Source organism: Synechococcus sp. CBW1006 (genome assembly GCF_015840525.1).
GTDB lineage: Bacteria > Cyanobacteriota > Cyanobacteriia > PCC-6307 > Cyanobiaceae > CBW1002.
Genome location: NZ_CP060396.1, coordinates 1,920,699 through 1,932,280, shown reverse-complemented (window position 1 = coordinate 1,932,280; position 11,582 = coordinate 1,920,699). Strand labels below are relative to the sequence as shown.

Sequence of the window (11,582 nt, the reverse complement as noted above, 5' to 3'; positions counted from 1 at the left end):
AAAAGAATCATAATCAGAGCGTGAGTTCATGAATGGAATGCTGAACACATTATTGGCCGGACTTGGTTCAAGCCTCACCTTACTGCCCCCTGCCATTCCATCTGAGACCAACAAAATCTTTGAACCATCGAAATCATCACCATCCCCAGCATTAATCAGCGGTCTAGGGCAAGGTTTTTGCTGGGCTCATATTCCTGCACCGAATGGACCGGTGACCAAACTCACCAACTTTTGCGGGGGCGGTGGAGAAGGCGCGAGTGATACCAGCTGTTCTCCATTCTTTTATCGACCATTCCAGTTCAATCTCGATCAAAATCCAGTCCTGAAACCAGTGTGCGGAGGCAGTCCCTATGAAGATATCGTGGCTGGAGCCCAATGGAACATGGGTGCTCGAACGTGGGCTAGCTTTCCGAAAAGCAATCGAAAAGACTATTGGGTCTTCCACAACTGCGACGGCGCGGGAATTCAACCCGATTGCTTTGGAGATATCAAATATATTGAGCGATTTGACGGGGGCAATACTCAACCAGGCTGCCTAAAAGGTCCCCATGGACGCAATCACTGCACCTTCACCCACCCCAACTCCAAGACAACCTTTGGACAGATGCGTTACTGGGCTGGCTGGTATGGATTGGGTGACGACGTACGCAGTGGGGCTATTTGCGGCGCTGGCCCAGGCAATGCTCGGCCCTGGTACCAACCTGTCTGCGACAAGATCATGGCCATTCACAAATCCGGCAATCCATATGACAACGTCAAAGGCAAGATCCATACCTTCAGCTTTGCCCTCTACCCATGGGTCTGCGAACAGGACTCCAGCATGCCGAACGCAAATTTCACATCGCCAAGCATGGATTCCTATGGGGTGAAATACGGCTGGAAATGCTATGCTGATAACGAGCCTGGGGTCAGCGGAAAAGGCTGGCCTCCTTTTGTTGAAATCTACTTCGCCGGACTCTTTCTAGAAAGCCCTAACAAATATGTTTTGCGACTCGACAAATGGATGATTGACAACAGCGACACTCCAAAGCTTATTGGAGAGGGCTACAAAATCTATCCCTGCAACTCCGGCGATGAATGCGAATGGTGAAATCACAAATTTAGACACTCAGAAACCTGCCAGCAAGATCCATTTCACGATGTGATCGGTAGGAATCCCCCCCTTCTTGAGGCCGCTGATCAGCCCATCATGCCATTGCTTCCCCGTCGATTCGAGCGCCTGAAGACGGTTTTGAACCAACGCATGTCTGATCTGACCGTGCTGGTGGAGCATGTGGAGAAGCCCCATAACCTGTCGGCCATTCTGCGCAGCTGCGATGCCGTGGGGGTGCTGGAGGCCCATGCGGTGAGCCTGAGTGGCCGGCCGCGCACGTTCAACAGCACCGCCCAGGGCAGCCAGCGCTGGGTGCCGCTGCATGACCACGCCGACATCGGCACCGCCGTGGAGCACCTGAAGGCGGGGGGCTTCAGGCTGTATGGCACCAACCTGGGTGTGGAGGCGCGCGACTACCGCGACTGCGATTTCACCGGCCCCTGCGCCTTCGTGCTCGGGGCGGAGAAATGGGGTCTGAGCGCTGCCGCCACCGCCCTGATGGATCAGGCGGTGTTCATCCCGATGCGGGGCATGGTGCAGTCGCTGAATGTGTCGGTGGCGACGGCCACGCTGCTGTTTGAGGCGCTGCTGGAGCGGGGTGGCGTCGATCGCTACACCATGGAGCAGCTTGCCCAGGGCCGTGGCGACCTGGATGGCTATCTGGAGCTGTTCGAGCCCTCCCAGCTCACCTGGCCCGACACCGCCGCCGAGGTGGCCGGCCATCTGCTCCGAGGCGGTCGGGCCGAGCAGGCCCTGACGGTGCTGGACCATGCCGCCAAGGCGAGCCAGATCATGGAGGCCGAGTCGTGGCACGCCACCCGCATTGCTGTGCTCGAGGCCTTGGGTCGCTGCGAGGAGGCGCAGCAGCACCGCTGGCAGGTCTTCTCCAAAACCCTCTCGATTCCAGTGCTGCGCGAGTACCTGCAGCGGCTGGATGACTTCGCCGATGTGGAGGCCGAGGAGCAGGCCCTGGCGGCGGCAGAGCAGCATCCCTTGCCGCTGGCGGCGCTGCAGTTCCTTGTCTTCTGGCCCAGCCTGCCCCGCGCGGCTCGCTACGTGATCGAGCACTGCCACGACTGGGATGGCGATGCCTATGAGATCGTCGAACCTGCAGCTGAGCGCCTCAGCGCCGACCATCCTGTGGCCGCCAGCCTGCTGCTGCGCTCCATGGTGGTGTTCGCCCTGTCGATGGGCCGCTCCAAGCGCTACCGCTACGCCGCCGAGAACCTGCGGCAGTGCGAGCGGCTGGAGGCCCGCATCGACGACTGGCAGGGTTTTGAGAGCCACAACAGCTTTGTGGGGCGATTGCGGGAGGCCTTCGCGCAGAAGTGGAGCTTCTGGCAGCTGCTGGAACGCTGAGCCCTCGCAGAAGCACCCTGTTCACTTGTTTTCCGACTGGATTGCGGTTACGCGGATTGCAAGTAGCCTGGGAATACTCAGAATCCAAGTGCTGTGTCCTCTGTCCAGGCCGCTGAGGAGGAGGTGGTCATCCGTGCCCCATCCCAGCTGGCGCAGCTGCTGATCGCCCTGCGCCGTCAGTGCGGTCTCAGTCAGTCGGTCCTGGCGCAGAAGGCCGGTGGCATCAGCCAGGCACGACTTTCGGCCCTGGAGCTCAATCCCGGCCGTTTCACCCTGGAGCGGTTGCTGCTCATCCTCGCCGCCCTGGATCTGGAGCTGGTGGTGCGGCCCCGCCGGCGCCGCACGGAACCGGCGGAGTGGTGATGGGCCGCCCCAGCCACACGCGGCAGCTGGCCGTCTGGATGAACGGCGAGCGGGTGGGGGAATGGCGCGTACCGGGACGGGGCCCGCAGGAGTTCCACTACGACGCCGCCTGGCTGGTCTCACCTCAGTTCCGGCCCCTCTCGCTCTCGCTGCCGGTTGGCCTCGGCACGCCTCCGCTGCGAGGGGAAATGGTGGAGCAATGGTTCGCCAACCTGCTCCCCGACAACGAGACCATCCTTCGGCGGCTGCAGCGGCGGTTCTCGCTGCGGGGCACCAGCGCCTTTGAGCTGCTGGAGGCTGTGGGGCGCGACTGCGCCGGAGCGGTGCAGCTCCTGCCCCCTGAGGAAGAACCCGCCGGCCTGGATCGCATCGAGGCCACCCCGCTCTCGGATGAAGCCATCGGCCGCCTGCTGCGGGGAGTGGTGGCAGAACCGCTGCCGGGAGACACGGCCGGCGCCGAAGGGGAACTGCGCCTCTCGATCGCCGGAGCCCAGGAGAAAACAGCCCTGCTCTGGCATCAAAACCGGTGGTGCCGTCCCCAGGGCAGCACCCCCACCACCCATCTGTTCAAGTTGCCGATGGGCCGGGTGGGCAGCGGCCAGATCGACTTCTCCTCTTCGGTGGAGAACGAGTGGCTCTGTGGCCGGATCCTGGCGGCCTACGGCCTGCCGATGGCTGCCAGCACGCTGGCCAGCTTTGACGGCCAGCGCTGTCTGATCGTGGAGCGCTTTGATCGGCGGCTGCATCCAGGCGGCAACCACTGGCTGCGTCTGCCGGTCGAGGACTTCTGCCAGGCCACCGGCACGCCGCCGGAGCAGAAATACGAAAACCAGGGCGGTCCGGGCATGGTGGCCATCGCCGAGCTGCTCGCCCAGTCCGCCCAGGCAGCAGAGGATCTGCGCTGCTTCTTTCAGGCCCAGGTGCTGTTCTGGATGCTGCGAGCGATCGACGGCCACGCCAAGAACTTCAGCCTCTTCCTGCTGCCGGGCGGCAGCTACCGACTCACCCCGCTGTACGACGTGCTCTCGGCCTGGCCGGTGATCGGCAAGGCAGCCGGCCAATGGCCCGAGCAGGAGCTGCGCCTGGCGATGGCCTGGCATGGGACCAAGAGCCGCACCAGCAAGCCCATGCAGGTGCAACTCCGTCATCTGATCAGCACCGCCAGCCGGATGGGGCTGGGCGCCGAGGCCGAGGCTTTGGTGGCCGACCTGGTGGCCCGAACCCCCGAGGTGGTCGCCACGGTGCAGCAGGAGCTTCCCAGCGGCTTTCCGGAGCCATTGGCCGGCGCGATCCTTGATGGACTGCAGGGCTCTGCCGAGCGTCTGGAGAAGCAGCTCAGTTAACCCTGAGCAGCTCAATCGCGAGCACCGCGAGGCACGTCATCCTGCGCGGAGGTCCTGCTCCATCCGCTGCGATGCCCGCTCGAATGCGGCATCCACCTCGTCATCTCCGATCCAGCGGCTGTAGGCGGCAAGGTGCGTCTCCAGGCTGTGCCCCATGGCCGCCGCGACGAATTTGGTGGGCAGCATCGGGCAGAGGGTATGGGCCCGATGTGCATAGGCATGGCGGCAGGAGTAGAGCACTAACTTCTCGCCCTGTTCTTCGTAGCGACGCCGCAGCTCGCGCCAGAGTGCACGGCGGCGCATGTAGAGGCCCATTGAATCGGCACCCAGGCCCGGTTTCATTGGGGGGAGGCGATCCGAGCGGAAGGTGGCCTCCAGATTCCAGGCAGCAGCCCACGGATCGCAGGGCAACAACCGCAGCGGCCGTGGCTCTGTCTTGCCCCGACTGGACACCTTGGAGTAGTTGCACCAAAGACGCCCGTTGCGGACTTCAAGGTGCTGCAGTTCCTCCGGGCGCAATCCATAGGCGGAGAGCAGCTGAAACGCGTAGCGCCACTTGGGATCAGGAATCGCCTCCACCAACGATTGAATTTCGTCCACCGTCAGTGGCGTTGTCACGGAGGTCGTCTCTCGCCGTCTGCCCACATAGGGAGTCAGATCAAGAGGGGGTGCCCAGGTTGCAGGGAGACGGCCCGTATCAACACCCCAGCGCAGGAGTGCAGCGGTCTGCTGCACCTGAAGCTGCCGTCCCCTGCACCCAGGCTGATTCGCCCAGGGAGCGGTGATGGCCTCGAGGAGCTGCACCGGTGTCTGGCAACGATCGACCGCAGCCAGGATCAATCGCATGCGGCGGACATACGTGTTGGTCCAGGTCGTTGGCTTGATCTCGCCACTGCCGATCTGTACCCGTTCAGGAGTCGGGACAGCTCGCAACGAACATCGGGCTTGCTGAACCCTTGACGGTGGCTTGATTCCTGGTTGCATCTCAGTAAGAGACTCCTTGCGATGACCACCCCACCGGCCGGGATTTCAGAAGCCGATTGGGCCGCCACCCCGGTGGGAGTGAAGGCTGGATTTCTTGAGCTGGTCAGTCAGTGCCAGAGGCAGCAACAGGAGATCGAGCAGCTCCGCATCCAGCTCACCGCCCTGGCGACCGAACTGGCCCATCTGCGCGAGCGGATCGGCCGCAGCTCCCGCAATTCTTCCAAGCCTCCCTCCAGTGATGGCCAGGGGTTTAGGCCGCCCGAACGACGCAAGGGCAGTGGCCGCAAGCGCGGCGGCCAGCCGGGCCATCCCGGATCTGGGCCGGAGCTGCTGCCGATCGAGCGGGTGGATGAGGTGGTCGAGCACCACCCCCAGGCCTGCCGCCGCTGCGGCACGTTGCTACAGGGTCAGGATCCCGAGCCCTTGAGGCACCAGGTGATCGAGATTCCACCGATCACGCCTCTGGTGATCGAGCACCGGCTGCACCGCCTGGTCTGCCCCTGCTGTTCCACCAGCACCTGTGCCTCGTTACCGGCGGAGGTGGAAGTAAGCCATTACGGTCCCCGGCTCAGTGCTCTGGTGGGTCTGCTGGGTAGTGCCTTCCCGTTGAGTTTCAGCAAGACCCAGGCGCTGCTGGATCAGCTGCTGGGGGTACAGATCAGCCGGGGAGCGATGGCCACTATCCGCCAGCGCTTGAGTGCAGCACTGGAGCAGCCCATGCAGGAGGCCCTTGCGTTTGCCCGTCAGCAGTCGGTGGTCTATGTCGATGAAACCGGTGCCCCCACCGGTAATGCCGATGGGGGCAACCCCGATGGCCGGCGCGGCTGGGAGTGGGTCATGGTGACCGCCATGGGGGTGACAGTGTTCTTGCAGAGCCTGAGCCGCTCGGCTGCCGCCGCGATCGACCTGCTCGGGAATGCCTTTGGCGGAATTGTGGTGAGCGATCGCTTCTCCGCCTACAACCATCTCCCGCTGGAGCAGCGCCAGCTGTGCTGGGCGCACGTGATCCGCGATCTCACTGCCATCGCTGACCGTCAGGGCGCCAGCGGTGAGATTGGAGCGGAGCTGCTGGGCCTGCAGCAGCAGCTGTTTGCCCAGTGGCACCGCTACAAAGACGGAACGATCGACTGGTCCACGTTGCAGCAGGGCTGTCGGCCGATCCGCCAGGCGTTTGTGGGCACGCTGCAGCGGGTTGTGGAGCTGGGCTGCCAGCGCGGCGAGCGAACGCCGTGGGCCAAGACGGTGCGTACCTGCCATCAGTTGCTGCAAGTGAGCGATGGCCTCTGGACCTTCCTGGAGATTGAAGGGATCGAGCCCACCAACAACGCAGCCGAGCGTGCCCTGCGCCATTCGGTGATTCAGCGCAAGATCAGCCATGGCGTCCAATCCCGCCAGGGTGCGATCTGCCGCAGCAGGCTGCTCACGGTCACCACCAGCCTGCGGCAACAGGGCCGTGATATCTGGCAGTTCCTGGAGCAGGCCTTGATCGCCCATCATCGCGGCGGTGAGATGCCATCGCTGTTGCCGAATCCCTGAGCCGGCCGTCATCGATCGTGGTGTCTGTGGTTGCTCGTTGATCAGCGATCAAGGGTGGAATGCTGCGCTGCTGCGTAACGGCCCCTGAACGGATACGCCGATCTTTCGCTCACGGAAGGCTTCCACCAACGCCGGCCAGTTGATCAGCCCGGCATCCACGCGGGAGGGATCCTGAGAGTCGTCATCGCTTTGGTCTGCGCAGAGACCCGCAATGACAGTCTCGATCGGCTTTCCGGCAACGAGGTTGCGATAAACGGCGAGGGCGGCATCCCGGATCGCGTCAACGTTCTCCGACGACCAGTCGATCGGCAGCGGCACCTGACGGCGGCGTCCGTTCCCCAGCGACTCAGCGATGTTGACGCGCGCCTTGCCCCGCTTCTCGTTGACCGTGATCCCAGAGCGGCATCCCTCCTGGGAGAGGCTGTGGGAGAGACCAGCCCTCAGAAGCGATACCCAGTCACCCGGACGAGGCATGGGAGAGATTTTGGGAGAGATTCCGCCCCACAGAGTGGCACGCTGCGGCATCGGGAGCCAAGCAGCGGCACCGTCAAACACAGTGGCAGACTGCTTTTTGGGGCGAGATCCCAGCACTGGCCTGGCGTTTGCAAATCAGCAACACGCGAGCTTTGGGAGCACTAGGTCGCAGGTTCGAATCCTGTCGCCCCGATTCCAGTTACACCAAGGGCTCTCGGGAAATCCGAGAGCCCTTTTTCATGCCCGGTTTTGGACCGTCGTGCGCATGATGTGCGCAAAATCCAGGCCTGTGCGCAGGCTGCGCACCAGCGGGAATGGCCGGACAGTGGCTGACAGGGGCGGGCCCGATAGCCTCCCGTGCACTCGGCCGGCGCCTCCTGGGTCCTCAGGTGCATCCCCAGCCCCTGCGGGCACACCTGCCATCAGCCGATGCATTCCTGTCATCCCGGCCTCTGGGCCACGGCCCGCGAGGCCCGTGAACACCTGGGCGTGAGCGAACGAACCCTGGCCCGCTGGCGCAACAGCGGCCTCTTTCGAGCAGGTCAGCACTGGCGGCGCAAGTTCCCCAGCCCGAACTCCCCGGTGTTGAATCACCTGGAGCACTGCCAGGTGGCGATGAGCAAGGCCACGGCCCGCCAGGCCGACTTGCTGGAAATCGGCCTGGCGCAGACGTCTGCGGGCAAGAGCTTCAGCAGGCCTCGACCAGCAGCGGATCCCAGCCGTGGTGCACCTCCAGGGCATCGTCGATACCGATCAGGGCCTCGGCCCGGCAGGACCGTCGTAACGACACTTTCACTGGGCCTGCTGCTGGAGGCTGCGACCCGGCTGGAGCATTTACAGCTCGCTGAGCAGATCCTGCTGGCCTGGCACGGCCTGGCTGTGACCGGGGGAGGCCGGAAGGGCCAGTGAGACCGATCGGGCCCGCTGCGGCCAGAGGCGGAGAAGGAGGCGTTGAAGGAGCAGCACAGGCACAGACGCGGGACCCCTGAGGGTTCCGGGCCGGCCTTGGCGGCTCATGCGGACATCGGGCGCGGGCTGCGGATCAACCCACGGTTTCCACAGGTGGTCCGTAGGCCGCCAGGGTGCGATCGGCACTGAACAACCGCAGGCCTTCCACCTGGGCCTGCACCACCAGGAGGCGGTCGAACGGATCGCGGTGAAGCCATGGAAGGTGCTGGACGGCCAGGGCGTGTTCGGCGCGCACAGGCAGCTCGCGGAATCCCTGGCCAAGCAGACCCAGGCGCAGGGCAGCAGCTTCCACCTGGAAATCGGCTCGCCCGAGTGACGACTTGATCGCCACTTCCCAGAGGCTCACCACGCTGAGGACCAATTGCTGGGCCGGATCAGCCAGAAGGCCGGCCACGGCTGCTGGCAGGCGCTTAGGTTCAATGGCCCACCAGAGCAGCAGCTGGGTGTCCAGGAGCAGGGGCAGAGGCTCGGTTCGGGTCACGATGGCCTGATCAGCCGAACAGATGGTCGATCTCGCTGGCGAAGTCAGCCTTCAGGTCGGCACGGGCCACGGCGGCACCCTGCAGGAACCCTCCTCGCCGGACCTCGGAGGGGTTGTGCACCGGCACCAGCCGCACCAGTGGACGGCCAGCCTTGGCAATCACCACCTCCTCCCCTTCAAGGGCCTGCGCCACGTAGCGGGAGAGGTGGGTCTTGGCGTCGTGGAGGTTCACCTGCATGGCCAGGGTCCGCAATGGAATCAACTTAGTCCAGGTACGGCTAAGTTTAATCAATCAAAAATGGAGCCGAGTCAACCGAAACGGAAGTGGAATGACGGTGGATCCTGTCCAGCCGCCGTGGCCAACGCAAATCCAGCTGCAGATGATGGCGGATACGACCCGGAAGCGATCAAGGCTGGGATCCTGGCTGAAGTTTCCGACCTGAAAGAGACGGCCCAGTCGTTCGGCTTCCAGGCCATCAAGGACGGCACCTGGTTCGCCAAGTTCATGCAGAGCTGCCTGAGCAGCTATGACCGTAAGGTGATGGAGAAGGGCGGGGCCGCCTACCTACGGGGCAAGTACCCCGGCCTGCCCACCGATGCGATCGCAGGCAAGCTCTGTGAACTGGCCGAAAAGTATGCGGCCGTTGCCGGTGATCTGTCGGGTGCCGAGGCCAGTGCTGAGGGAAGGGATGGGAATCAAGGCCTATGGGCCGAAAGTGGCGCGAGCTCAGCTGGTGCGCCTGATCCATGGCAATACCCCGGCAATCCAGGCAGCGGCAAGAACGGTGCTTGGTCCACGCATCGCCAAACAGATCACTCAGAAGGCGATCATCAAAACAGCGGTGCCGATCGTGGGCACCGCGATCTCAGCGGGCTGGAATTATGCCACCACCCGGATGATGGGTACACGGGCGCGGCATGGCGTTCGGGTGACAGCAGCCCTACGGGAAAGAGACTCAACACCTGCAAGGGCAGATCGGAAAGAATGAACAGGCGGAAGTGGCAGTGCTGGAAGAGCTGATGGCAAGGCCGCCAGGTGTGTCTCGACGCTGTGGCCCATGGCGGCGGCCACCATCGGCGGAAGTTCGCAGATCAGATGTGCACGGTGGGCATAGGCGTGTGGCATTAAGGCCAGCCGTCTCCATCACCACCGTGAACTTGACGGCAGCGCCCCAGCCGTCAGGGACCTTCTCGGATGCCGGCACCACTTCCCTCTGCAACCGCCAGGCCTTCCTCCATTTGTAGAGAGTGATCACGTGGATGCCCAGCTCTTCTACAATCCGGGGTCATGCTCTGCCTGTGCAGCGGGCTCATCCGCCTCCTCACTCACATCAGCCTTGTCGGCCTCGCTGTAACGACGCATTGCTCTGCTCCATCAAGCCCCCGGATTTAGGAGTTTGCTGAAAAACCCCGCCGCCTCTACGAAGGCCGCGTCCCTTTGCGTGGTGTAAAACCCGAGGCCCGAATGCCCTGACTCAGAGGGTGAACAGGGTGGAATGACGGGCTGTCATTCCTGAGGTGCAGATGCACCTCGTTCTTCCACGATGAAACGAGACGATTGACTTGTCAAGTCTCTCGTCTGATCGCGGCTGTGTTGTGAGCGGCAGGAGTCTTCTATGCAGCCCAGGGGTTACAGCGCCGGCCCCCGGGCGGCGATCGAGGCCGCTGCGCCCTGTGGGGGCGCTGCCACCTCAATCACCTGGGGCCTGCGTCTTGCACCTCTGCGGCGGCGGCGCTGAGCAGGGCCGGCAGATCCTCCAGCTCCGGGATGGCAGCCATGCTTTCGGCGGAGAACATGCGGCGGCCTTCCAGCTGCCAATGCTCGTGCTGCTCCAGCAGCACCGCGCCCACCAGGCGGGTGATCGACGCGTCGTTGGGGAAGATGCCGACGACGCGGGTGCGGCGCTTGATCTCCTCGTTGACCCGCTCCAGCAGGTTGGTGCTCCAGACCTTCTTCCAGTGAGGCTGCGGGAAGTGACGGAAGGCCAGCACGTCCTCTCTGGCCTCGTTCATGAGCTCGGTGGCCTTGGGGAAGCGCTCCGCCAGCGAGGCGGCCAGGTCATCCCAGCGGCTGAGGATCTCTCCGGCATCCTCCTGAGCGAACACCGAGCGCAGGGCGGCGGTGACCATGCCCTGGTGGGCTTTGGGGACGCGCTGGAGAAGGTTGCGGGCGAAGTGGACGCGGCAGCGCTGCCACACACAGCCCTGCAGCTGGCGCCTGATGGCCTTGGTGAGGCCCACGTGGGCGTCGGAGATCACCAGCTTGACGCCAGTCAGGCCGCGCTCTTTGAGCGAGGCGAGGAACTCACTCCAGAAGCCCTCGCTCTCGCTGTCGCCCACCTTGAGGCCCAGCAGCTCACGGCGACCATCGGCGTTGACCCCCATGGCGACGACGACGGCCCTTGAGCAGACCTGCAGGGCCTTGCCCAGCCGGCCGTGGAGGTAGGTGGCATCCAGGTAGACGTAGGCGTAGCCGGACTCCTGCAGGGGCCGGTTCAGAAACGCCTGAACCTGCTCGTCGATGTCCTGGCAGATGCGACTGACCTGGGATTTGGAGATACCGCTCTGGGATCCCAGGGCGGCGACCAGGGCATCCACCTTGCGGGTGGAGACCCCACAGATGTAGGCCTCCATGATCACGCCGTAGAGGGCCTGCTCCACCCGGCGACGGGGCTCGAGGATCGAGGGCAGGAAGCTGCCAGCCCGCAGTTTGGGGATCAGCAGGTCGATGTCGCCTACCTGGGTGGTCAGACTGCGGGGCCGGTAACCGTTGCGATAGCCGAGCCGCTCCTCGGTGCGCTCGTGGCGGTCGGCACCCAGCACGGCAGCGACCTCCAGCTCGATCAGCTGCTGCAGGCCGTAACGGGCCAGCTCGGGGATCAACTCACCGGCAGTGCTGCCATCCAGTAGCGGCGCGAGGTCGGGTGCGGCACAGTAAGTCTTGGGCATGGTTCGTCTGGTTGAGGTGGTTCTCGAACCA

Annotated in this window: 12 protein-coding genes; 7 read left to right on the top strand and 5 right to left on the bottom strand. The window is 63.9% G+C overall.

Features of this window, described 5'->3' with window-relative positions:
* Nucleotides 1-28: 28 nt before the first annotated feature.
* The 4 genes from H8F26_RS09245 (at nt 29) to H8F26_RS09230 (ending at nt 4,158) form a co-directional block, all read left to right on the top strand.
* A complete protein-coding gene (locus H8F26_RS09245; RefSeq protein ID WP_197153700.1) occupies nt 29-1,090 on the top strand; it encodes a hypothetical protein in 1,062 nt (353 codons plus the stop codon).
* 99 nt (nt 1,091-1,189) lie between these two features.
* Nucleotides 1,190-2,452, top strand: coding sequence for a TrmH family RNA methyltransferase (locus H8F26_RS20145; protein WP_370594686.1), 1,263 nt, complete (start codon nt 1,190-1,192; stop codon nt 2,450-2,452).
* Between the two features lie 93 nt (nt 2,453-2,545).
* Nucleotides 2,546-2,815: a helix-turn-helix domain-containing protein gene (locus H8F26_RS09235; protein WP_197158857.1), complete on the top strand. Its 270-nt coding sequence runs from the start codon at nt 2,546-2,548 to the stop codon at nt 2,813-2,815.
* Nucleotides 2,815-4,158: a type II toxin-antitoxin system HipA family toxin gene (locus H8F26_RS09230; RefSeq protein ID WP_231597680.1), complete on the top strand. Its 1,344-nt coding sequence runs from the start codon at nt 2,815-2,817 to the stop codon at nt 4,156-4,158. The genes H8F26_RS09235 and H8F26_RS09230 overlap by 1 nt, the downstream gene beginning before the upstream one ends.
* 36 nt (nt 4,159-4,194) lie before the next feature.
* On the opposite strand, the gene H8F26_RS09225 is transcribed toward H8F26_RS09230, so the two are convergent.
* Nucleotides 4,195-5,091 (bottom strand): hypothetical protein, encoded by an 897-nt coding sequence (locus H8F26_RS09225; RefSeq protein ID WP_197158856.1) that lies wholly within the window; start codon nt 5,089-5,091, stop codon nt 4,195-4,197.
* 72 nt (nt 5,092-5,163) lie between these two features.
* Between H8F26_RS09225 and H8F26_RS09220 the strand changes: the two genes are divergently transcribed.
* Complete coding sequence (locus H8F26_RS09220) at nt 5,164-6,678, top strand: IS66 family transposase (protein WP_197154287.1); 1,515 nt, start codon at nt 5,164-5,166, stop codon at nt 6,676-6,678.
* A gap of 48 nt (nt 6,679-6,726) precedes the next feature.
* On the opposite strand, the gene H8F26_RS09215 is transcribed toward H8F26_RS09220, so the two are convergent.
* The gene (locus tag H8F26_RS09215; protein ID WP_197158855.1) at nt 6,727-7,152 is read right to left on the bottom strand and encodes a hypothetical protein; all 426 of its coding nucleotides are present in this window, start codon (nt 7,150-7,152) and stop codon (nt 6,727-6,729) included.
* A 429-nt stretch (nt 7,153-7,581) separates the two neighbouring features.
* Here H8F26_RS09215 and H8F26_RS09210 point away from each other — a divergent pair, with 429 nt between their 5' ends.
* Nucleotides 7,582-8,061 carry a helix-turn-helix domain-containing protein gene (locus H8F26_RS09210; protein ID WP_197158854.1) on the top strand — a complete coding sequence of 160 codons (480 nt, stop codon included), beginning with the start codon at nt 7,582-7,584 and terminating at the stop codon, nt 8,059-8,061.
* 133 nt (nt 8,062-8,194) lie between these two features.
* Here the strand turns inward: H8F26_RS09210 and H8F26_RS09205 are convergent, their stop codons facing one another.
* Together H8F26_RS09205 and H8F26_RS09200 are read right to left on the bottom strand one after the other, a co-directional pair.
* On the bottom strand, nt 8,195-8,602 hold the full coding sequence (locus H8F26_RS09205) for a type II toxin-antitoxin system VapC family toxin (RefSeq protein WP_322757617.1): 408 nt from the start codon (nt 8,600-8,602) through the stop codon (nt 8,195-8,197).
* A gap of 10 nt (nt 8,603-8,612) precedes the next feature.
* On the bottom strand, nt 8,613-8,864 hold the full coding sequence (locus H8F26_RS09200; RefSeq protein ID WP_231598032.1) for a type II toxin-antitoxin system Phd/YefM family antitoxin: 252 nt from the start codon (nt 8,862-8,864) through the stop codon (nt 8,613-8,615).
* A gap of 93 nt (nt 8,865-8,957) precedes the next feature.
* On the opposite strand from H8F26_RS09200, the gene H8F26_RS09195 reads away from it, so the two are divergent.
* The gene (locus H8F26_RS09195; RefSeq protein WP_197158853.1) at nt 8,958-9,623 is read left to right on the top strand and encodes a hypothetical protein; all 666 of its coding nucleotides are present in this window, start codon (nt 8,958-8,960) and stop codon (nt 9,621-9,623) included.
* A 674-nt stretch (nt 9,624-10,297) separates the two neighbouring features.
* Here the strand turns inward: H8F26_RS09195 and H8F26_RS09190 are convergent.
* Nucleotides 10,298-11,551, bottom strand: coding sequence for an IS256 family transposase (locus H8F26_RS09190; protein ID WP_197154276.1), 1,254 nt, complete (start codon nt 11,549-11,551; stop codon nt 10,298-10,300).
* Between the last annotated feature and the right edge of the window lie 31 nt (nt 11,552-11,582).

Bases quoted from the DNA above. Each gene is read 5' to 3' on its own strand.
- H8F26_RS09245 (WP_197153700.1), top strand. From the start codon at position 29: ATGAATGGAATGCTGAACACATTATTGGCCGGACTTGGTTCAAGCCTC.
- H8F26_RS20145 (WP_370594686.1), top strand. From the start codon at position 1,190: ATGCCATTGCTTCCCCGTCGATTCGAGCGCCTGAAGACGGTTTTGAAC.
- H8F26_RS09230 (WP_231597680.1), top strand. From the start codon at position 2,815: ATGGGCCGCCCCAGCCACACGCGGCAGCTGGCCGTCTGGATGAACGGC.
- H8F26_RS09220 (WP_197154287.1), top strand. From the start codon at position 5,164: ATGACCACCCCACCGGCCGGGATTTCAGAAGCCGATTGGGCCGCCACC.
- H8F26_RS09215 (WP_197158855.1), bottom strand. From the start codon at position 7,152: ATGCCTCGTCCGGGTGACTGGGTATCGCTTCTGAGGGCTGGTCTCTCC.
- H8F26_RS09210 (WP_197158854.1), top strand. From the start codon at position 7,582: ATGCATTCCTGTCATCCCGGCCTCTGGGCCACGGCCCGCGAGGCCCGT.
- H8F26_RS09190 (WP_197154276.1), bottom strand. From the start codon at position 11,551: ATGCCCAAGACTTACTGTGCCGCACCCGACCTCGCGCCGCTACTGGAT.